Genomic DNA, 23,168 nt, shown 5'->3' on the forward strand with positions numbered 1-23,168 from the left:
CTAATTTATAGAGATAGCAGTGAAACTTCTCTTATGAGGACTAATTTATAGAGATAGCAGGGAGCTGCGTTAAGGAGAACTAATTCAGAGATTCTGATACAATTCCGCTCAGGAAGGGCTAATTACAGGATTGGGTAAGGAAAAGGGAATAAAAAAAGAAAGAAAGGAAAAAAGTTGAAGGCTTTAGCTTTTGAAAGCAGATCAGTATCTTGTTGCTTCTGCTAGCTGTCTGATGGGAGCTTCTTCAGCAGTGTTTCCAAAGACCACTATCACATAGTTTTCATTGTTCCAGATGTAGGTGTATCTGGAAACAGATTTTCCTCCGACCGTTATGTAGTTAAGAATTTTCACAGCGGAGTGCCCGTTAAAGGACTCATCGGTAAAACGAGAGCCACTGCTTAAGGGCTTGAAGGAAGCCTTGTATGCACTGATGAAATTATTCGCAACTTCCTCGTCTTCAAGTTCGATCACGTCTATGTAGTAGTTAGTTTCGTTAGAGTCTTTGTAGATCCCTTCGGAGACATTAAGAACTCCTGAGACATTTTCAGCTTTGTAAGTACTTTTAACCTCATCTGGGGAGAGCTGAATGGTGTCAATATATTCAAAGCCTGCAGGAAGGGTTTCAAGTGTGCTTATTCCAGCCGTATCTTCATCAGAAATTGCGTTTGGTTCCGGATTGTCCGAATCTGTACCGTTAACTGCAGGGGGGTTGTTATCCACACAGCCTGAAAACGCGATCATCAAAACCGCAAACACAGATATTAGTGCTATACTTTTTTTCATAAAACTTCACCTTGATCTGTAATACCCTGAAAAACCAGGTGGTTTATAGAATCAGGATTTCAGAATTAAAAGAATCGTCAGAACTAAGAAATCTGCAAATAAAAAGCTATCTGCAAGAAGAAATCAAAAAAGAATTTGAAAGAGAGAAGGGTAAGGAAAACCCTTCACTCAGAAAATTTAGTTGTTCCTCCTGACGAGGTAGACAACTGCAAGAAGTCCTACAAGGCCAAAGACGAATCCAAATCCAGGAGTTGGTTCTTCGGTTGGCTCAGTCTCTTCAGTAGTTGGTCCCTCGGTTGGGGTTACTCCTTCCTCGGTTGGTCCCTCGGTTGGGGTTACTTCCTCGGTATCATTGTTTTCAGGTGTAGTTACTTCCTCGGTTGGAGTATCATCGGGGCCTTCGTCTCCGATGGTCTTCTCAACGTATGGGTAGTACCTGAGAGCGCTGGAGTCAGCAATCTTGAAGTACATGCCCTCGCCGATTTCCTCTTCGGAGTCTCTGGTCAGAGTGAAGGTGTCTTCATTGGTAATCCTGAGGGTCTTACCGCTGATCCTTACGTTGTCGAGATCGCCGAATTCATCGTCAGACTCGATGGTCATTGCGTTTGCGTAGTCAATGAGCCAGAGGCCTTCGATCTGGGCAATGCTGTCGACTGCGCCCTGGAAGACCTGGTTGACGTGTACTCTGAGGACAACGACATCGTCTTCGTCCTGGACATCATCAAGTTCGACTTCCCAGGTGTTGTTTGAGTTGCTAACGACTGAGATGATTTCATCGTCTACGAATTCTCCGTCCTTGGTGAATTCGAGCCAGACTTTCTCACCGTCAACATCGACCTGCTTGGCTTCGATAGCATAACCTTCGCCGAGATCGAGCTGTTCGCCGGTTCTGATGGTGTACTTGTCATCGCTGTCAAGGACGAGCTTTGCAAGCTTGTCAGCTTTGTCAGGGTTGATTGGGGTGAATTCTTCTGCAAAGAAGCCCATAACAGGGTACTGGTCCCAGCCAACGGAAGGCCTGGAGTACTCGTAATCAACCATTTCGATGGTTGTTTCGTAAGCAAGTCCGCCTTCAGGAATCACGTTTCCGTTAAGATTGGAGACAGTGAGTTTTTCTGTAGCGACATCGTCGTTGACGTCATAGAAGAAGCCTGCGAAGTTAGTTGCATTCCATTCGAAGTTACCTGTTGCAACTTCACCTCTGATTTCATAGGTGCCGGGCTCTGTGATCTGCTTCATTGCGTAGAACCTGAGCGCACTGGTATCATCAGCGGTCTTAAAGAAAATGCCCTCAGCGACTTCTTCTTCGTCATCTCTGGTCAGAGTGAAGGTGTCTTCGTTGGTGATATTAAGGGTAGCGCCCTGGATTCTGACGTTGTCGAGCTCACCGAATTCATCGTCAGACTCGATGGTCATTGCGTTTGCGTAGTCAATGAGCCAGAGACCTTCGATCTGGGCAATGCTGTCGACTGCGCCCTGGAAGACCTGGTTGACGTGTACTCTGAGGACAACGACATCGTCTTCGTCCTGGACATCATCAAGTTCGACTTCCCAGGTGTTGTTTGAGTTGCTAACGACTGAGATGATTTCATCGTCTACGAATTCTCCGTCCTTGGTGAATTCGAGCCAGACTTTCTCACCGTCAACATCGACCTGCTTGGCTTCGATAGCATAACCTTCGCCGAGGTCGAGGATTTCGCCGGTTCTGATGGTGTACTTGTCATCGCTGTCAAGGACGAGCTTTGCAAGCTTGTCAGCTTTGTCAGGGTTGATCGGGATGTACTTCTCTGCGAAGAAACCGATCAGGCTGTAGTTGCTCCAGCCGATAGATGGCTTTTCATATTCATAAGCAACCTGCTGGATAGTTGTTGTATAAACGAGACCGCCTTCCCCGATGACGTTGCCGCTAGTGCCTGCAACATCTTTAATGGAAATTGTTTCGGTTGTCACGTCATCGTCAATGTCATAGTAAAATGCTGCAAATTTAGTAGCATCAATTGTAATGGTGCCATCGACGCCATATCTTGCGATAATGTCGTCAATATCAGAGCCATTGTATACTGGACCGCGGATCTCAATTACGTCTGCTGCACTTGCGGCGGATGCAAATACAGTAAGAAGCATGAGAGCAGCCAGTGATACTGCTGCAAATCTCTTCATTTTATTGTTTCCTCCATGTTTGTTAAGATATATCGTATGTAAGAAGAAGTGTCGGGATCAAACACTTAAAGGGTTTCACCATTCTTCACCAAATCAGACTTGTCCATTTCGTCGATTGCCGAAGAGGATTTCATTCCCTCCTTATCCCTCTAAATTGGATTACAAGTGTTCTATAAAATAATTGCATTATTAAATCTTTTGTGGTCTATTTCAGCAGAATTAGAAAGGAAAAGCGCAAAACAACGATACAAATGACGGTAAATGTCGAAAGAACCAGGGCAGAATATTCGTCAGAGGTTAACATAGAAGATAAAGTCGAAATACTTATAAAACACTATGGAAAAAAGGTAATGTGTTTGAGATATGTAGCTAAATAATTTGAAACAATACTAATTTTAAAAAGCCATTATGTAAAAAGATCAATTATTCAATACTTACCAGTTTCCGAAAACTTCATTTAATCAGAAAAATACTCAGCGTTTTGCACATTTCAGCCTTTTTTTAACCTCATAGCCATGTAGAGTTTGATTATTCTGACAACCTGCATACAGGTTTATCATACGCTTACAGGCGTATTCAAAAAAGAAACCGTGCTTGAATACTTTATAATGGCTTTCTTTTACATGTATTCTATTACCGAGAGTACCAGACCGCAGTAAAAGTATCAACTAAGAAGTTGGTCTGGTAAAGGCTGGCAAATATAATAATTGTGAGTAAAATTAGAGATAAACTTTTGAAATAATTCAAGTATTTTTTGCACGGACTTTCATTAATTTTATAATAATGAAAGTCTAAGATTGTCTATTTCGTAAGGATTACAGTATAACATACAGGATATTAGAAATTGACGATATAATAAGAGAAATATAAAATAAGAAAAATATATAAGAGAAAAGAGTAGAAAGTATCCTGAGGAAAGGATGCACCGAAAATAAGGCGCCTGATATTCATATAGATAAACAAATGAGATCATATTTTATATCTGAACAATGCAACATAGAATTAAAAACAACACGGGGTATCAGTTTTGGAATGTCAAGATATTATCCAGGACGTCATCTGCAGGATAAAAGCCACCAAAGGCGTGGAAGACACGTACGTTTTGAATGAAGAAGATAAGGAGAAAATATTTGAACTCGAGAAAAAAGCCGAAGGCGCAGTTTTGATGGGCATGGGAGTAGGAGATAACCGGGGGATCAAAGAAGTTCTCAAACGCCAGGTAATTATAGCCTTTACAACCAACATGGACTACGTCTGGCCTGAAGGACCAAATGTAATTCTCATGCAGTTTGGGGAAAAAGTAGGCGAGGATGTTTATGACCCCGAAAAACTCGAAGAGTGTAAAAAGTGCAAAGATATGATGGTAATGGGAAATTTCGTGATTTACAGAAGTTCAGTACCAAAGCCAAAGGATGCAAAAAAAGAGCCGATTACTGTTGTTCTCCCTCCCCAGAGTTGTAAGGAAGTCGAATGTGCAAGTAATGTGGCTGATACCGTGCTTGCATCACCTTCCACTCCTTCAGACGAGTACCTCAGGTCTGTAATGGGCCTCAAACCGTCGATAGGCCAGGGAACTTTTATTGTCGGGTTCAACATCTGCTGATCAAAATAGGAAAAGAAAGTTACATAAACTCGCCGGATAACGGAAAAACCTGTATCGTATAGCGCATTTGCGGTACAGGTTAATTTGACTATAGTTTAGTCTATACTTTTTATACTTTTGATACAGCAACCTGATAGAACACACAGACAAAACAAACGGTCTTCAATACAAAAGACCGGGATTATCTTTTTTAGTTAGCAGGTTTATGAAACAAAGCTAGCTTATTGAAGGCATCAAAAAAAGAACTTAAAGTGTATGAATTAAAAGTTCTGTAGCTTAATAATTAATCTCAAAGACAATTTTCCAACTAAACCTGATGCCGAAAAAAAATAGCCGGGAATAAATTACCCGGAAAGACGGAATTTGAAATGAAGAAAGAGGAATATAAAAAAGCCTGCAGGATAATCCTTGACAGGGTACTTGCCGGTGAAATAAAAGATGAAGGTCAGCTGAACAAAGCAAAAAAAGATGTAAGTAAACTGTACCATCTTTCCAGCCTGCCCAGGAATGGAGATATTATTATGCAGGGTACACCTGAAGAACAAACAATAATAAAAGAATTCCTCAGGCGAAAACCCGTAAGAACAATTTCCGGAGTTGCAGTAATTGCTGTGATGACTTCCCCTGCCCCATGCCCCCATGGAGTTTGCCTGCCCTGCCCGGGAGGTCCTAACTCATCTTTTAAGTCCCCTCAGAGCTACATGGGAAGAGAACCTGCAGCAATGAGAGCCATTCAACACGAGTTCGATCCTTACAAACAGGTTCAGTCCAGACTATCTCAACTAAAGGAGATCGGCCATGATGTGGAGAAGGTAGAACTGATAGTTATGGGAGGTACATTTTCAGCACGCAGCCTCGACTATCAGGAATGGTTTAGCAAACGCTGCCTCGAGGCAATGAACGATTTTACAGGTACCGAATGGAGAGAAAATGCCTGGAGGATCGGAAAATACCCACCTTACATCCCGCTTGAAGAAGTTCAGAAAGCTAACGAAACAGCCGATATCCGTAATGTGGGAATAACGTTTGAGACACGTCCTGACTGGACAAGAGAAGAACATGTGGACGAATTCCTCAGGCTTGGAGGGACAAAGGTTGAGCTTGGAGTCCAGAGTGTTTATGACTTTGTCTTGACCAGAATGCAGAGGGGACATGGAGTTGCAGAAATTGTAAGAGCTAACCGGGTATTAAGAGACAGCGCATTTAAGGTAGGTTTTCACATGATGCCCCATCTCCCCGGAGCAGATTCAGAGCTAGATCTGAAAGGGTTTAAAAAACTCTTTGAAGATCCGCGCTTCATGCCGGATTACCTCAAAATTTATCCAACCCTCGTGACTGAAGGCACGGCTCTGCACAGGATGTGGGAAGCTGGAGAATATCAGGCACTTTCAGACGAAGAGGCTGCAGAGCTTGTTGCAGACATAAAAGCTGTCCTGCCTAAATGGGTAAGGCTCCAGCGCATCCAGCGTGACATCCCCGCAAACCAGATCTTTGCAGGTGTCAGGAAGAGTAATCTCAGGCAACTTGCAGAGGAAAAGCTACGGGAGAAAGGAGGCAAGTGTCGCTGTATACGCTGCAGGGAAGTTGGGCACAACAGCCTGAAAGGGAGAAAAATAAACGAGGAAGACATCGAGCTTACTATGGAAATTTACGAAGCTTGTAACGGAACTGAACATTTCATTGCTTTTGAGGACCTTTCGGCAGATGTCCTTATTGGTTTTACGCGTTTACGCTTCCCGGCTGCCCCTCACCGCCAGGAACTGCAGGACTCTGCCCTTATAAGAGAACTGCACGTTTACGGTTCCATGGTACCTGTAGGAAAGGGGGCAAAACAAAAGGAATGGCAGCACCGGGGATATGGAAAAGAACTTATTGAATACGCCGAAAAAACTGCATTTGAATCCGGCTATGAAAAACTTGCGATAATCAGCGGAATAGGTGCCAGGGAATACTACCGAAAACTCGGGTACACTCTTGAAGGAGTTTATATGTCAAAAACTTTGAAGGGTTAAGAATAGCCCTCTTTCATGTGACACTTTAAACTGATTTTTCAGCCGACTTAACACAACTTTTCGGGCTCCGAAACCTACCCCGGATTGATATAACTCACCCCGGGTTGATATGACCCTATGGAAAAGCAAATAGAATCCTTCGTGAAGTACCTCTAAAAGGGACTTTCTGGCATTATATTTGCTTTTCCAGTATCATTATACTTCCAGAAACACACAATTTCAAGCACCTTCAATATCCTCCACAGCATATGTTTAAGAATCTGCTTCTCATAAACTATTTTTCAGCTCTCTTTGCGTTCTAGTTTATCTTAAAAACCAGCTTCCTGAAAAAATTATAATTGCCTGAAAACTTGTTACTGATAATTTGTTTCAGATTTAGGATCCAGGACCAGAGGAAGATGACCTAAAAATATAAAATTTAATTGCTAAAAACAGATTAATAAATTTTATTAATATAAAAATAGTACTTGGGGATTTTTGTAGAATAGTTCAAAGGATTCGATATGGATCTAAAAAATGTAGGGGAAAAGATGGCTAAAGCCTCAAAAAATAGGGCAATAAAGAGAAAATTTAAAAATTAGTTATTATAATTTTTCCTTTAACTAACCACTTATATTTTAAAGGTATAAGATCTATCAAATATAATTAATGTAAAAATATAAATAGTACTGTGTAAATAAAGTGAGTAAACTGAATAACCATATTAGAGCGTAAGTCAAAATTTCTGTGTTAGTCCAGTAAAAAATATCAGAAATGTGAGAACTGTTAATGAAAAAAATTCAGTTTAGGAATTAATTTGAAAAAATTATTTTGGGCACATATTGAATAAAAAATTTAATAGAGAAGAAGGATAGTCTGTCCGTTGGATCTAAAAATGGGGGGGAGATAGACTATAACAAATACCTATTTAGCTGAAATCCCTGTCAAGCGCATCTAAATTGGCATATTAGCAGGGATATTTGCAGAAAAATGTTAAATAGTATGGTATGATATCGTATACCCGTCTTCACTAATTGTAAAAAACATTTACACCCTATGTGAAAAGACAAAAATACTAAATTTTAGTTTAGGAAAAGATACTCTTTAAGATCCGGAAAAAGGGCTCTGGTTACTTAGAGATAAAGCTGTAAGATGTTAATTTTGAAACCAGATAGAGGAAAAAATACAAAATACAGCTATTAAGAAATTTAGTTCCTAACAAATTTTTGTTTAAAATAAAAATTAAAAAACATTCATAAAAAAATAAATATTATGAGACCTTAACATAATAAAAAATATAATATATCAGATCAGAGAAGCTTATTCAGGCTCTGAATTCCAAAAATAAAAACAGATTCTTGATTAAACCCTGAATAAGTCTCTAAATTAAACCTGAGTAAATTAAAAAATATTAAGTAAACAGTAAATCCCTAATTAAACCTGAATTAACCTGATAAACTCCAAGAAACCCAAAATAAACCTTGAATTATACCCTAAAATAAACTCCAAGAAGCCCAAAATAAACCTTGAATTAAACCCTAAAATAGACTCTAAGAAACCCTGGAAAGAACGGTGATAAAAATGAAAATTAGAGTTGTAAGCTCAAAAGAAGAAATCGACACTTTAAAACTCAATGAGGAAATTGTCCATCTTGCATTCAGACCATCCAATAAGGACATTTTCAAGCTTATTCTAAAGTGTCCAGAGGTGAAAGCGATCCACATCCCGAGCTCGTACAAGAGAACAATTTCCAGTTCGGCACAAATGTATCTTTCTATGCAAAATATTGCTTTGCTTGAGGGCGATGTGTGGGGTCATAGAAAAGATATCAATGAATATTCAGAAGTTTCCGAGCATGTATTTGACCGTATAAAAGAACTGAAAGAAGAAGGCCTTTCTGATGAAGATACTATAGAAAGGCTTGTAAGGGAAACAAGGCTTAGTCCGGACTTTGTAACCTTTATCATATCAAATTGAATAAAGTTCTAAATAAGCCGATCAGGATTCTGATCGGCATTTGTTTTTCTGTAGAATTTTCTGATTGAATTTCTTTTAAATTCTAGAGACACATTCTGAAATAAACCTCATAGCATTATATTTGATTTAGAAATATTTATTAGGAAAGATATCTCTAGAAACTGGGTAATTCAAGAGTCCCAGTTCCCAACAGGATTAAAAAAGAAACTAACTTGCTGGATAAAGGTTTCTTTTAAAAGTAACAATTAGGTATTGTGTTTGCCAAATAACATAAGTGTTGTTTTTGTCAAATAACATAAGTACTGTATTTGTCAAATAACAGTCAGATGTTGCTTTTGTCAAACCTTCTGCAGGAGCCTTATTTACCTGTACACCAGTGAGATGTTATCAAAATATTACTGGGGTTTACTTACCTTGCTCTTATCAGGTAGTATAATCCATCAGACCTTACTCTTACCAGTGCTGACGCTTGCATCACTCTTATCACCTGATGCATAAATCTTTGTAACCTGAAAGTAAATATGACATAAATACCCGGCTACGGCCCCTATATTTTAATTAAGAAACTTGAATAAAATAGAGAAAAGCAGGAGAACGGATTTTATGACCGAATTCGAACATGTGCTTGTGAACTCATTTAACGCATACATTGAAGAAAAAGGCATAAGAGCCATCTCCTACAGGCTTAAACAGCACAGGTTTACCTCTCAGTTCCTTGACGTGCTTGTAGACTCCCTGGACCCGGATCTGTACCTGGGAATAGAATGTAAAAGTATCTCCGTGGATAAAGGGGCAAGCGCACTTTACTTCTCCCAGCATTTTACTGTGGATAAAAGAGGTGTCCACCAGATAGACAGAATTTCAGACTATCTGAACAGATCTGGAAGAAAGGGGTTCCTTGCAGTGGAACTTCGCCTCGGGACAGGCCATGGCAGGGAAGCATATATGGTACCCTGGGGAGAGCTGGAGAAGAGCTATCATACAGAAAAGCTCAAACTCACAGTACAGGAAATCCGAAATTTTCCTGAAATAAGAAGGGATGGAAAAGATTATACGATAAACCCTCAAGAATGGGTAAGAAAAAATCGCTGGGAAAAAGACAGTTAAACTGAGGCTAGCAGAGAATCTCGGAGAAAGTAATGACTGAAATTAAGGAAGCATTTAGAAAAGAAGCAGGCAGGTGTGCCGAAGAAATTAAAAAACACAGGTCAGTACATGTTGTATCTCATATTGATGCAGACGGGTTGACTTCTGCAGGGATAATCTGCACAGCTCTTGAACGGGGAAATTTCGAATATACTGCGCGTTTTGTAAAGCAGCTCGATGAAAAAGCCCTTAACATTATCGCAGACGAGAACCACGAAATTGTAATTTTTACGGATCTTGGAAGCGGGATGTGCGAACATATAAAGTCCCGCGGGATCAATGCTGTCATCTCAGACCACCACCAGCCTCAGGGTACTCTGGAACTTCATCTCAACCCCCATCTTTTTGGGGCAAACGGTTCTTACGAACTGAGCGGCTCGGGAACCACTTACCTTCTGGCTTCAGCCCTTGGAAAGAACAGAGACCTTTCCTCGCTTGCCATAGTAGGGGCCGTAGGGGACATGCAGCATCTGAAAATGGGGCAACTTGTAGGGATTAACAGGGAAATTCTGGAGGAAGGAGTAAAAGGAGGAAATCTAGAGTTTAAGAAAGACCTGACCCTATTCGGAAAGCAGACCCGACCGATTTACAAACTTCTGCAATACTCTTCTGATCCTTACCTCCCAGGACTTACAGGAAATGAAGAAGCCTGTATAGAATTTCTTCACTCTCTGAATATTCGCTACAGCCAGGACGAGCGCTGGAGGCGCTGGATAGACCTTGAGGTTTCGGAAAAACAAAAAATAGTCTCAGGGCTGTTCCAGTACTGCCTTAAATCAGGGATACCGTCCTACAGAATCGAGCGCCTGATAGGTGAGGTGTATGTCCTCCTGAATGAAAGAGAAGGCACGGAAATGAGAGATGCCTCAGAGTTTTCCACTCTTCTTAATGCTACTGCCAGGTACGACCATGCTGATATAGGGCTTGCAGTCTGCATGGGAGACAGGGAAAACGCCTACGAAGACGCCAGAAAATTGCTTGCTGAACACAGGCAAAACCTTGTTAACGGGCTTATATACGTAAAAGAGAATGGGGTTACCCAGCTCGAAAATATCCAGTACTTTGATGCGGGTTCACAAATAAAGGAAACCATTGTAGGAATAATTGCAGGCATGAGTTCCACAATAGTTGAAAACAGGAATCTCCCGATTATTGCCTTTGCAAAAACAGAGGGTGGAATTAAGGTTTCAGCAAGAGGGACACAGGACCTGATCCGCAGAGGGGTAAACCTATCTGAAGCAATGTCAACTGTTTCGGCAGAAGTAGGAGGTGCAGGCGGTGGGCATGATATTGCTGCAGGGGCAACTATTCCTGAAAATGTAAAAGAAGAGTTTGCCCGAAAACTTGACCTTTTCATAGGAGAACAGCTTCGACGGAAAGCAAATTCAAGGTAATGGGGAGCCTTCAGGAAACTATTCCGGAAAGCCAGGTTCCGCAAAAAACATATTCAAGGTTCGGTGAATGAAGGAAAAAAGTTTCTGGAACAGGGCTATACCGAAAAAGGAATTATAAGCCGATTTCAGACCAGATCCTCAATCCGGCTCATTTCCTTAAAAGAAATTAACCTTGACATTGCACTTGTATCTATGGGAATCCCATACTCCTGCACAACAGCCATCGGGTTTGTTCCCCCAATGACAACTATTCCGAGATGGTCTCTCTCAATAGGGACATCCAGAACTCTTGTATTTGGCTCTCCTACCTCCAGAATTCCACTGAAGCCTGCATCCAGAAGATCGGAAAGGCTGCTTTCAATCGCATCTCTTGCAACCATGGGAGCTTCCCTCAGATTTGCGAGAACCTTGCCTGAACCTGTCCTGAGCATTTCAGATACGGAAGTAATTCCCTGAGACATCAGGACTTCCAGGGGATCTACAGTTGTGCTTACATATGTCAGCACATCCGTGAAGCGTACAGGAATTCCGTTTCGAATCTGGACAACGCCTCCAAGTTTCGGGTTTACAGGAATTCCTGCTTTTAACAGTACGCCATCAATGGTTATACTGCAGACAGTCCCGATTCCTACCTTTCCTTTTTCAATGGTCAGGTTTCCCAGTGATTCCCCTTCGGAAATAACTTTTACGTATGGGGTTACGGAAAGCCCGCTTGAGATAACCATTTTGAAGATCCCGAGCACATCGTCCAGGTCTTTTTTATCGATAAGCGAGAGATTAAGTATAACGTCTCCATCCATTTTCTTCGGATCAAATGTAGTCCTGTACATTAAATCTCTAATTCTGGATGATGTAAACTGAATACGGTATCCATTTTTTTGCATTTCAACCCTCCAGTAATTGAAAGTATTTATACCTATTATAAGTTGTGTATCAGTATGGAGAAAAAAAATCCTCCTGATTAGCATTAATTCTCTGCCTGTAAGCCCCTATCTTCAAAGGCTACAAAAGGAAAGGTAAAGATGCGGCTTCTCAGGGGAGTCTTCAGGAAGAGAGTTACTAGAGTACGAGATCCTGTAGATCATAAAAGATAGGAATGCTTTTTCAGAGCACTCCCGTCAAGAAGCCCATAAAGTCCTGCGGGGCCGTTAAGAATCTTAACCTACCCGCATTAGATATGAGATCGTACATGTTTTCTCCGGAGTCAAGCCCGAATTCATCAAAGCTAAGAGGTGCAGTATAACGGATTGACGGGATATCCTTGTAAAGGGGGTTTTTGGCAAAGCCATCTTTAAGAAGGAAATAGGCAGCTCCAGAAAGCCTTTTTATAGGCTCATAGACCGAAGAAAAGTCCCGACAAACCCAGTTTGCCATCTCAAGAATCTTTTCCGAGGCATTTATAGTTACATGTCCGTACCCGGGAGGGACAAGCACCAGATCTCCTTTTTCTGCTTTGATGACTGCCGCATCCAGAACGATATCCTCCTCTCCAGGCTCTACCTTTTGAAGCAGATAGGTAGCAGAACCTTCAAGCACCTGGTAAATTTCAGGATATGATACATCTGTTCCTGGAACCTGCGGGTGGTAATGACCTACGGTTTTAATGTATTCCGACCCAAGCATTCCGGGAGGGATCCTTGTAATGTCATACCTGAGGTGGTGGGATTTAATAGTCTCAAGATCAGCGTCACTTTTGGCAAGATCCCTGAACATATAATACATATCCGCATTTCTTTCATCTATCCTTTCAAACCATTCTCTGTCAAACACCACATCTTCCATATCATGGAGTTTTCTTACATCCGCCACAGTGACTTTATCCCCGAACTTCAGTGTTACTGCCATTGAATTCCCCTTTATTTCAGAGCATATAGATAACGTTCAATACCACAGTGAACCTGTCCAATCACATACAAGATTTTGCCGTAAAAGCTAGCAGTGGATCAGTAAGGCCAAAATCCAGAACAGTAATATGAGTATATAAGTTATTAGCTGACAATATATACCTGTTTCTGACATTTCTACTTTTTGGCGACGCCCTGATAAGAAAACTGCATTGTTTCATGTTTTCAGAGCCTTTTCAACCATTTTAGGGTAAGTAAGTTCAATAATAGTTTTCAGATTAACTATATCTTCCCTATTATATTTAACAAGCAGGTTCAGAGCTTCCTTATCGCCCTTCTCATACTGCCTCCAGAGCCGGACCGCATCAAATCCATCCATACCATCGGTCTCCTCACTTCTACAGATCCCGAGCAGCTTCTCAATTTTTTTGAGGCCTCCTCCGTACCCTATACGCCTGAGAGGATACATCAGGTCTATATGGAGCTGCTTGAATTCTATTTCGGGAAATTCGGATTTTATGAAAGGGATATCAAAGCGGGCTCCGTTAAAGGATACAAGGAGCCTGTATTTTGAAAATTCCTCCACCATGTCATCAAGGTTGATTCCCCTTACATACGTTTTAGACTCACTCCCATTGTAGATTCCAACAATAGTTATCCTGTCCCTGGTGGGGGAAAGTCCTGTGGTTTCGATGTCAAAGAAAGCGGCAGAGTCAGAAAACAGAGAATATGCTCTCCAGTGTTCTGCAGAAGGCAGACGCTGCGAAAAAAAGGAGCAATCTCTTGCAGCCAGATGCCTGGAAGATAACTTTATTTCGTCACATATTCTGGTTTTCCTGGATGAAGGAATTGAGATATTGTCTGTCATTTCGAGAAACTCGTCCCAGGTATGTATACCTGAAGCCCAGATTTTCTGCTCAAGCGCTTTTCCTACGCCCGGAATATGAATATATGTGTTCTTCAGCATTGTTCCCCTGGACCATAGGAAGCGATCTTTAATAAAAATACTGCATGAAGGTTGAAAGTGATACAAAATACAAAATTAGAATTTTAATAGCTATAAATCCTATATTAGGGCTCAGAACAGAGAAATTGGTCGCTAAACAGCAGTTTCTGGGCTATTATATGGGCCAATTTTTTGAGTTAATTTTGGAACCAATTGTATGAGCTAATTTTGGAACCAATTGTATGAGCTAATTATCCGAGCTAATCAATTCGGACATGTTTCTAATGATCAACCTTGACGTAATAACTATCAAAGATTCGCATCAACAAAGTTAATATACTTACTCAGTAATAATATGAAGTACTCTTTATTTCTTGCGGGGGCGAAATATAAAGAGGGATTATAGAGTCCTACTTAATAAAGTTAGGGTAAAAAGCGAGTTTCGGACTTCTAGAAAGCCAAAAAAATAAATACCAAGATATAGTTACCATCAGAAAAATAAGAAATTCATGATTGGTTTTTAAAGGCAGGGGTTAAGAAGCCTCCTGCAAATAAATCTTTGATACAGGTGTGCAAGTAATGGCTAAAATTTCCGTAATTGGTGCAGGAAATGTAGGTGCGACCACAGTTCAGCGGCTAGCCGAACTGGAACCTGACGAAATTGTCATGACAGATATTGTAGAAGGACTACCCCAGGGAAAAGCCCTCGACCTCATGCAGGCAGGGGCAATTAATGGCTATGATACTCAGGTAACAGGTACTAACGATTATGCAGATATTGCAGGCTCTAACCTTGTGATCATTACAGCAGGCATTGCCAGAAAACCCGGAATGAGCAGGGAAGACCTCATTAAAACCAATTCGAAAATAATAGGAGACGTTGCAAGTAATATCGCAAAGTATGCTCCTGACTCTATTGTTATGAACGTCACAAACCCGCTTGACATTATAACATATGTAGCTATGAAGGCAACGGGCTTTGAGCCAAAAAAGGTATTTGGAATGAGCGGGGTCCTTGATGCAGGTCGTTTTGCAAGCTTTGTAGCAGAGGAACTGAACTGCTCGAAAAAGGACGTCGAGGCAATGGTCATAGGAGGTCACGGAGACCTTATGGTTCCCCTCCCGCAGTATACCACAGTCTCGGGAGTTCCGCTTCCTGAACTGATTCCGGATGAGACAATTGTCAGGCTTGTAGAAAGGACAGTTAATGGGGGAGCCGAAATAATAGAACTTCTTAAACAGGGAAGTGCTTTTTATGCCCCTTCCGCAGCTATTGTGCGCATGGCAGAAGCCGTGCTTAAGGACTCGAAGCGCATACTTCCGGCGTCTGCATATCTTGAAGGGCAGTATGGGCAGGAAGGAATTTATTTCGGAGTGCCAGTAAAACTGGGAGCAAAAGGAATAGAAAAAATTCTGGAACTTAAACTTGAAGAAAGCCAATGTGAGATACTCAGAAAATCTTCGGAAACAATAAGAAGGGGAATCTCACAGCTGAAGATATAAAAATAAATCATAAGAAGACAGAATGGCCTCAGCATGAAACAGGTTTCTGTTGACGGAAAACCAGAAATATTTCCGTTAGATTGTAATAAATATCAGAAACCTGTCTAATTTCCTGTTCTGTCCAGTTTTAACCTACCTATGATAAAAATAAAAAGTAAAGAACTGTCTTACTTCTTCTTGGTCAATTTGTATAAAGTAGTTAATAACTCTAAAGTTTTGATCTCCCATGTATAGTTCAGAAAAGAATTTAATAGAGAAAAACGCCTTCGTCTCAGGATAACCTAAACACGCGGCATTGCTGTATAAAAGGGACTGGAAATTTTTTCCCTGAGAAAAGATATTAAATAATTCGTTAATCGTAAATATCCGGATCAAGTAAAACTGTAAATCCGAAGCTATATAATTAATAGAAGAAAAAACTCGGTAAAACTGTAAGATATATAAGTATGTTTTTCATATAAGGTAGAGGAAGATATTTAAATAAATTTAGGATGCATAGATACTTAAATTAATTAATAGAGCAGGGATATAATGCGCGCAGAACTCACATCACTCTTTGGCCTAAACATATACACAAACAATGGTGTTTATGTAGGGAAGTTGCAGGACCTTGTAATTGATGTAGAGGAACAGAAAGTAACAGGGCTTGCTGTTTCTGACATTAACAGGGAACTTTTTGACCTTAGCAGCAGAGGTATCATCATTCCCTACCGGTGGGTTATAACAGCAGCAGACATTATTATAATCAGAGACGTTATCCAGAGCTACAAAAAGAGGAAAGAAGACTGAGTGGTCTTTCGAAAAAGCATATGAAAAACCGGGAAATCTATGCTGAAATGCGCTGTATCCCGCCAGTGGTCTTGCGCGCTGACGGCAGGAATTTCAAAGATACACTTTCAGGCCTGGGCTTTGAAAAACCATATGATGAAACCTTCGCCAGAGCTATGGCGGATACTGCTGAACTATTCATTAAAAAAAGCGGTTTAAGCCCTCTTTTTGCCTATACTTTTTCAGATGAAATCAGTTTTCTATTCACAGACCTTCCTTTTGACGCCAGGGTGGAAAAAATCGATTCTGTTGTGGCAAGCTTTCTTGGAAGCGCCCTTACAATAAATCTGTGTCTTGAGTTACCCATAGCTTTTGATTCCAGACTGGTGGCTCTTCAGAGAGAGGAAATTCCTGAGTATTTTCACTGGAGGCAACTGGAAGCCTGGCGCAACTTTGTGGCATCCTGGGGGTATTACGCCCTGAGGAACGAAGGTGTGGAAAAGGATGAAGCTGCAAAGCGTCTGAAAGGAAAAAAGGAATGGGAAATCCACGAGATGCTTTTTGAAAGAGGAATAAACCTCGCGGCACTTCCTGCCTGGCAGAGGAGAGGAATTATTGTTTCTAAAGAAGTACGTGAAATCTCAGGCTTTAACCCGGTATCTGGCAAAGAGGAAAAATCTCTGAGAAGAAAAGTAATTCAGAATTGGGAAATCCCGAAATTCAAATCAGAAAAAGGGATACCGTTTTTAGAGAAACTTATTAATAGAAATTGAGTTTTTCAGAGTAAGAAAAGAAAAGGAATGTAGATGCAATGGACAGACTTGAGCTTATAAGAAGAAATGTTCAGGAAATTGTAACCGAAGAAGAACTGGTAGGGCTACTTAACAATAAAGAAGCTCCCCGTGCTTATGTAGGATACGAGCCGAGCGGAAAAATCCACATGGGGCATGTCCTCACCGTAAATAAATTAATAGATTTGCAAAAAGCAGGTTTCAAGATCACTGTCCTGCTTGCAGATGTACACGCTTATCTGAACAGGAAAGGCACTCTGGAAGAGGTCAGGAAGATTGCAGACTACAACAGGCGCTGCTTTATTGCTCTCGGGCTTGACGAAGAGCAGACTGATTTCGTTTACGGTTCAGACTTCCAGCTGGGAGCCGAGTACATGTTAAACGTGCTCAAGCTTTCAAGAACAGTCACCCTTAACAGGGCGAAGAGAAGTATGGATGAAGTAGGGCGTGCAATGGATGACCCTACGGTTTCCCAGATGGTATATCCCCTTATGCAGGCCATTGACATTGCCATGCTTGAAGTAGATGTAGCAGTAGGAGGAATTGACCAGAGGAAAATCCACATGCTTGCCCGCGAAAACTTAAAGAGCCTTGGATTTGAGACTCCGGTCTGTATTCACACCCCTATTCTCCTTGGGCTTGACGGAACCAAGATGGCTTCTTCGAAGGATAATTTTATTTCGGTAGATGATACGGAGGAAGAGATTCACAGGAAGTTTAAGAAAGCTTTCTGCAAGATAGGAGATGTAGAAGAAAACCCGATCCTTGCTCTTTTCCGCTATCATATTTTCCCAAGATACGAAACCGTTGCTATTGAAAGGCCTGAGAAATTCGGTGGAAACCTAGCATACCACAGTTATTCTGAGATGGAAAGCGCTTTTATTGAAGAAAAAGTCCATCCAATGGATCTTAAAAATGCAGCTGCAAAATATATAAATGAGATTCTGGACCCTGTCCGAAAAGTTCTTCTCTGAATTCCGGAAGGGCGTTACCCTTCCAAAAAAATTTAGAAGATTCCGGGAAAAAGCACATTCTTGAAGGGGATGGGAGAAATTAATAAAAAGTGCTAGAAAATCCTGGATAAAATGTTATATAGCTATAAAGCATAGAATATTTGGAGAGTTAGTTCAGATATCCAGGGTGCTTTTTATGAAATATATTTACCAGGACTCTACGGAACTGCCTGTGCAGAGAGATTTCATCGAGGATCTAAAATCACTCATAGACATAACTGCCCGAGTAATTCCTCTGGAGAATTCAATAATAGAACTCAAGTGCGAAAATAAAGAAGCGCTCCATGAATTGAATAACAGGATTACTGGGATGGATATTTTTGAGGAGAAACTCAGCTCACTGGTAAATAAATTATTGAAAGATATAGGTACTGAGGATTTAATATCCTGTACTGACGCAATCCTGATAACCTGCAGTGAAAATCTCGGGCGAAAGCGTGAAATTCTCGCAATTGAGTCCAGAAAAATTGAGAGTGGGGCTGCTCAGGAATATCAAAAAATTGAGAGCAAGGTTCTTGAGGTTCTCACTCCGTTTTTGATCTCAGGAATATATGGAGCAGAAAAGAGATTTGAGCTTTCCGGCAGTATAAACGGAGTATCAGGGGTAATGGAAGGTTCGGTCTCAGGCATGCAGTACTATTATAGACTCTGGTTTACAGAGGAGCCTCTAACAGTGGAGAGGCTTATTGGCAGCCTGAGCCTTCCAGGATGGACACGAACAGGAATCCTGCGGAAAGAAGAGAAAATAAAAATGCAGGATCTTTCAGAGTTTCTCGTAAGTTCCCTTGAATATGACAGCGAGAAAAACGTCCGGCTTATTCTTGAAAATAAAAAAGCAAACCGGAAGTTCAGGATAGAAGGGGGAGGATCCAATTACTTCGTATACGAAGATGAAAGAGAAATTACTGCCGACAAAGATCTTGGAGCTTTTGTCGACATGACAACTCTGGTCAAAATCCCGGAAAAAATCCAGAATTACCTCAGAGAAAATATCCGGACCTATACCCTTTCAAAAGTTCTGCTTGATGAAGAGGACGCAGTCTCTACAAACCAGATCTTCGACTGCCTGAAAGTGATTGCCGAGCAGTACGGCGTGATCGTCCACGAGTGCTTGGCAAAAGGGCATAATAAAGAAGAGATTACCATTAAAATGGAAGAGGCAGACGGAACCAGAACCGAGAAATATATCTCAAAAGCTGAAATGTACACCCGTCTTTCCGATGTAGGAAGTGAAGGGGTTGAGATTGCCGAAATCCTTGGTGTAGACAGCAGGGCTCAGATTAAGGACAGTAAATACCTGATTGTCTGATTCGTTTTAAACCTTTCAGAACATTACTTTTCATAGTTTACTTATTATTTTATATTATATGATATAATATTCCCTTACCAAATCAATTATTTAATTTTTATATTTTCTATGGGGCTTTTTCCCATATTTCTTTACTACGTTTCTTTATCACGTTTTTTTATTATACTTCCGTCCTGTATTTCTCTTGTATAGAGCTTATTCCAAAAGCCACCTCACTTTTACTCACTAACAACTCCCATTTTTCCAATTCCTCTATTCCCCGCAGATTTATAGTACAACTCATGAGCTGAAATATCTGGGAAGAGGAAAGACGTAAGGGTAGCTGCTATGGAAATTCAAGACATCTGAGCAGCCATAACAGATATTCAAGGAGCTCATCCCAAAACCAGGTTTACTCTAAGATCAATAATAATCTAAGAACTGTTTTCCATGGTCAAAAACTCTATTGATTATTCAAAATTCGCAATTAAGAGAGGTAGTTATGAGTTTCGAGATCAACTCAAGGAAAAAATCTTCCGGGATAGGTTTATGAGAATAAATAAACAGATATAGATAAATTTATATTATGGAAGGTTTGAACCTGCAGAAATGTGAGAATAAAGGCTTGAGAAAGTAGATGCTCTAACTTCTTTAATAGCAGGCTGACATGCATACAGTATGAGAGGTATTTTCCACTTAATATGATAGAGATAATCTAATATCGTAGGGATAATGGGAAAAGCGAACCTTCAGAAAAAAGCGTTTGGAACAATCTTCCCTCTGTTAAAAAAATTTTAGGGAAAAAAGAATTGAGAGTGTAGAGCCTTAAATACGAAGCAGAAGAAGTAATGTATTGTACAAAGTACTCCTGGTGCAGTGTGTAAATGTTTTGAACCGAGAGTTTACAGGAAAATTTATTCCGAGATAAAAATCAGAAGCTTAATTTCGATGAATTATATAGCTACTTGTTAATAAGTTATTGATGTATCAGATATTTTCTATTCATAGGCATGTGGGGGCGGAGGCTAATAAAAATGAAAGTAGGTTTTTTTCATTCTTTGGTTTGTGTATTGATAATAACGCTGTTAGTTCCTGGAATTATGCCTGCTATGGTTGCTGCAGATGAGGACAGCCCTTCCGAAGATGACGGAAATTCGACTCTTTTACTGCCTGACTTGGTAATTGATGATCTTTCGTGGAGCCCTGTAACTCCAGAAACTGGGGAACAGGTAACTATCACGGCAACAGTAAGAAACCAAGGAGATACAGCTTCCGGAGTAACAAATCTGGCTTTTTATAGCAATGGAGATAATATAGGAGAAAGCTCAGTCCCTGAAATAGAAGCCGGAGACAGTGAAAAAATATCATATTCATGGACACCGGAAACTGAGAGTCAAGTGGAAATAAGTGCAAAGGTAGACGAAGAAAAATCAGTGGAAGAAACAAATGAGGATAACAATGGAATAGCCGCAGGATATATAACTTTCAAAAAAACAAAACTTCCGGACCTGATAATAAGCAGTCTTGAATACACTGTAAATCCCAGACCAGGAAAGTTTCAGGATATATACATAAGTGTGAAGAACCAGGGAACAGAAACCTCAGAAGTAACGAAGCTTGTGCTCTATGTTAACGGAAGTCCTTATGATGACTGGCAGGTACCAGCTTTATCGGAGGGAGAAAGCACCCATTTCTCATCTGCATGGACTCCATTATCGGAAGGATCTGCACAGATAAGAGCGGTTGTTGATGGGGACGGTCTGGTGGCTGAGAGCAATGAAGGAAACAACGAGAAAACAGCCACTGTAACAGTCGCGGAAGAATTCCTTCCGGATTTGATAATTGAAGACCTTGTGCCCGAATCGACTGAGGCTGAAGAAGGAAAAAACCTGAACATCACCTTGAAAGTAAAGAACCAGGGCACAGCTCCCTCTGAGGCAGTTCAGGCAATATACTATATTAACGGAACCGCCCCCTTACAGGAAGATATTCAGATTCCAGCTCTTTCAGAAAATAAAGGAACAGATATTATATTCTCTCTAATACCGGACAGAGAAGGACAGATGGAAGTAAGAGTGTCTATTGGTTCCGGAAAAGTTATTCCTGATAGTAATAGAAGTAATAATCAATTTACAAAAATTATAGACGTAAAAACCATACTTCCGGACCTTATAATAGAGTCACTTTCTTTAAACCCTGAAGCACCGAAGATCGGGGATAACATTACTTTTATAGCATCAATAAAGAACAGCGGGCTCAGAGACTCAGCAAACAGCGAACTGGAATATTATATCAACGGGACCAATACAACTCAGAACGCTAAAGTGTCGGTACCGGCAATTGCCGCAGGGGGAACTGCAGAAGGTACTTTTAACTGGGTTCCTGAAGAAGAAGGAAAATTAAATGTGAGGCTAATAGCAGATTCCGGAAATACCATACGTGAAGAAGAGGAGACAAACAATGAACGAACTGAAACTGTAAGTATCTCCAAACAAGCCAGTTCCATTACAGGAGGGAGCTCCGGCCCCAGTCCCGGTAGTAGCAGTAGCAAAAGTAGCAGCATGGGGAGTGGTGTTTCCAAAGAGCCAGCCAAGAATGTAGAGGTCAAAGAGCTTGATACAAGGAACATCATGAGCGGCTACCATGTCAAATATGATTTCGCGAAAAATGTCACATGTATCACATATGTCGAATTTGACCCGGTGAAGACTTTTAAGAAAACGACAGCAACCGTAGAGGTTCTCAAGGGAAAATCCATTTTTGTCCAGAAGCAGCCACCTGGAAGGGTATATAAACAATTAAATATCTGGTTGGGGAATAAAGGAGCAGGACGTGAGGATTCCCTTAAGAATGCCTATACAGGGTTTAAAGTCGAGAAGGAATGGATAGAAAATAATAGTGTTAATGAATCCAATGTAATCCTTCTATGGTACGACAGCAAATGGAAGCCTCTAAGCACCGAAAAAATAGGTGAAGACAAAGATTACGTTTATTTCAGGGCAAAAACAACTGCTTACTCTTGCTTTGCAATAAGTGAATATACGGGAGAAGAAGGAACTGTAGAAGCAGGGGAAGGGATACAGGAAACCCTGAGAAGCTGGGAAGGCACAGGGAAGGCAATCCTGAACAGCAGTGCAGAAAAAGAAGGCGGCATGGAAAAGAAGCCTATGGGAGTGGCCAAAATACTTCTTGCTGTCTCCCTGCCTCTGTTCATGATCCTTGTAGAATACTTTATTCTGAAGAAAAAGATCTGAAGAAGATTTTTTTTCTTCATTCTTTATTTTTCTCGTAAAAGAATGAAAAACTAGAAATCTTTGCCCGTAGAAATTTTTGCCTGTGGGAATCTTTACCCTTATGTGCTATACTTAATTTTATAAGGTAAACAGAACATCAAAAAAGCAACATTTGTAGAGGATTAAAAATCAGAAACATCTTTAGGCAAACAGGAGCTTTCATAATCGATCTTTTTTAAAATATTCTGCCTTAAAAAGGCAGAACAAAAAAGCCATTTGCTGGTGGCTTTTATCTTTTGAAATATCCTTTTACCACATAGCCTGCTTTATCAATATACAGATTTTTAACTTTAGGATAGATCAATCCTCTCAGATAACTTTTCTTCCAGCGAGAAGAGCCCCGATTATAGAGCCAATTATGCCTGTTATCGCGGTATGAGCTACAATAACCATTGTGATTATTAAAGCAGAAGCTGCTACAAACCCTCCTAGAACAGGAGATTCACGTAGCACGGTCCCAAGGATTCCCCCAAGAAGAAAGCCAGGGATTATCATGAAAACCGTCATAAGGACTCCGGACTTAAGTCCTCCTTCAAAGCCTCCGTCTGCATAATAACCAGCCAGTAAACCTCCCAGAAGAGGAGCTATTGCATTTACGACAGGAATAAAGTAAAAAATTAAAGTACAGACCATACCTATTAAGGCACCACTTATGGTTCTACCCATTG

The 23,168-nt window shown here is 40.7% G+C and carries 17 protein-coding genes; 11 read left to right on the plus strand and 6 right to left on the minus strand.

Annotation, left to right across the window (positions count from 1 at the left end; genetic code table 11):
* Positions 1-201: 201 nt before the first annotated feature.
* Both ACZ5A8_RS17865 and ACZ5A8_RS17870 read right to left on the minus strand, forming a co-directional pair.
* Positions 202-783, minus strand: a complete 582-nt coding sequence (locus ACZ5A8_RS17865) for a hypothetical protein (RefSeq protein WP_464530666.1) — start codon at positions 781-783, stop codon at positions 202-204.
* Positions 784-960: 177 nt separating this feature from the next.
* The gene (locus ACZ5A8_RS17870) at positions 961-2,943 is read right to left on the minus strand and encodes an S-layer protein domain-containing protein (protein WP_464530667.1); all 1,983 of its coding nucleotides are present in this window, start codon (positions 2,941-2,943) and stop codon (positions 961-963) included.
* Positions 2,944-3,970: 1,027 nt separating this feature from the next.
* Between ACZ5A8_RS17870 and ACZ5A8_RS17875 the strand changes: the two genes are divergently transcribed.
* From ACZ5A8_RS17875 to ACZ5A8_RS17895, 5 genes are all read left to right on the plus strand, one after another.
* Entirely contained in the window at positions 3,971-4,546 is a 576-nt protein-coding gene (locus ACZ5A8_RS17875; protein ID WP_464530668.1) for a hypothetical protein, read from the plus strand.
* 368 nt (positions 4,547-4,914) lie between these two features.
* A complete protein-coding gene (locus ACZ5A8_RS17880) occupies positions 4,915-6,558 on the plus strand; it encodes a tRNA uridine(34) 5-carboxymethylaminomethyl modification radical SAM/GNAT enzyme Elp3 (RefSeq protein WP_464530670.1) in 1,644 nt (547 codons plus the stop codon).
* 1,560 nt (positions 6,559-8,118) lie between these two features.
* Positions 8,119-8,514 (plus strand): DUF1699 family protein, encoded by a 396-nt coding sequence (locus tag ACZ5A8_RS17885; protein ID WP_229389822.1) that lies wholly within the window; start codon positions 8,119-8,121, stop codon positions 8,512-8,514.
* 603 nt (positions 8,515-9,117) lie between these two features.
* The gene (locus ACZ5A8_RS17890; RefSeq protein ID WP_464530671.1) at positions 9,118-9,621 is read left to right on the plus strand and encodes a hypothetical protein; all 504 of its coding nucleotides are present in this window, start codon (positions 9,118-9,120) and stop codon (positions 9,619-9,621) included.
* A 32-nt stretch (positions 9,622-9,653) separates the two neighbouring features.
* Positions 9,654-11,054, plus strand: coding sequence for a DHHA1 domain-containing protein (locus tag ACZ5A8_RS17895; protein WP_464530673.1), 1,401 nt, complete (start codon positions 9,654-9,656; stop codon positions 11,052-11,054).
* 125 nt (positions 11,055-11,179) lie between these two features.
* Here the strand turns inward: ACZ5A8_RS17895 and nrpRII are convergent, their stop codons facing one another.
* The 3 genes from nrpRII to ACZ5A8_RS17910 all read right to left on the minus strand — a co-directional run bounded on the left by nrpRII (position 11,180) and on the right by ACZ5A8_RS17910 (position 13,865).
* Complete coding sequence (nrpRII, locus tag ACZ5A8_RS17900) at positions 11,180-11,938, minus strand: global nitrogen regulator NrpRII (RefSeq protein WP_229389816.1); 759 nt, start codon at positions 11,936-11,938, stop codon at positions 11,180-11,182.
* A gap of 220 nt (positions 11,939-12,158) precedes the next feature.
* Positions 12,159-12,899, minus strand: a complete 741-nt coding sequence (locus ACZ5A8_RS17905) for a glucose-6-phosphate isomerase family protein (RefSeq protein WP_464530674.1) — start codon at positions 12,897-12,899, stop codon at positions 12,159-12,161.
* 216 nt (positions 12,900-13,115) lie between these two features.
* Positions 13,116-13,865 carry a ribonuclease H-like domain-containing protein gene (locus ACZ5A8_RS17910; protein WP_464530675.1) on the minus strand — a complete coding sequence of 250 codons (750 nt, stop codon included), beginning with the start codon at positions 13,863-13,865 and terminating at the stop codon, positions 13,116-13,118.
* Between the two features lie 558 nt (positions 13,866-14,423).
* On the opposite strand from ACZ5A8_RS17910, the gene mdh reads away from it, so the two are divergent.
* The 6 genes from mdh (at position 14,424) to ACZ5A8_RS17940 (ending at position 22,461) form a co-directional block, all read left to right on the plus strand.
* The gene (mdh, locus tag ACZ5A8_RS17915; protein ID WP_464530677.1) at positions 14,424-15,347 is read left to right on the plus strand and encodes a malate dehydrogenase; all 924 of its coding nucleotides are present in this window, start codon (positions 14,424-14,426) and stop codon (positions 15,345-15,347) included.
* 531 nt (positions 15,348-15,878) lie between these two features.
* Entirely contained in the window at positions 15,879-16,136 is a 258-nt protein-coding gene (locus ACZ5A8_RS17920) for a PRC-barrel domain-containing protein (protein ID WP_229389808.1), read from the plus strand.
* Between the two features lie 20 nt (positions 16,137-16,156).
* Positions 16,157-16,888, plus strand: coding sequence for a tRNA(His) guanylyltransferase Thg1 family protein (locus ACZ5A8_RS17925; protein ID WP_464530678.1), 732 nt, complete (start codon positions 16,157-16,159; stop codon positions 16,886-16,888).
* 38 nt (positions 16,889-16,926) lie between these two features.
* Entirely contained in the window at positions 16,927-17,880 is a 954-nt protein-coding gene (locus tag ACZ5A8_RS17930; RefSeq protein ID WP_229389804.1) for a tyrosine--tRNA ligase, read from the plus strand.
* Positions 17,881-18,055: 175 nt separating this feature from the next.
* Positions 18,056-19,228 (plus strand): chromosome segregation ATPase, encoded by a 1,173-nt coding sequence (locus tag ACZ5A8_RS17935; RefSeq protein ID WP_464530679.1) that lies wholly within the window; start codon positions 18,056-18,058, stop codon positions 19,226-19,228.
* A 1,049-nt stretch (positions 19,229-20,277) separates the two neighbouring features.
* The gene (locus ACZ5A8_RS17940; RefSeq protein ID WP_464530681.1) at positions 20,278-22,461 is read left to right on the plus strand and encodes a CARDB domain-containing protein; all 2,184 of its coding nucleotides are present in this window, start codon (positions 20,278-20,280) and stop codon (positions 22,459-22,461) included.
* Between the two features lie 348 nt (positions 22,462-22,809).
* Here ACZ5A8_RS17940 and ACZ5A8_RS17945 read toward each other — a convergent pair whose 3' ends face one another.
* Positions 22,810-23,166: a DUF5518 domain-containing protein gene (locus tag ACZ5A8_RS17945; RefSeq protein ID WP_229391159.1), complete on the minus strand. Its 357-nt coding sequence runs from the start codon at positions 23,164-23,166 to the stop codon at positions 22,810-22,812.
* Between the last annotated feature and the right edge of the window lie 2 nt (positions 23,167-23,168).

It is taken from the genome of Methanosarcina subterranea, from assembly GCF_055385895.1.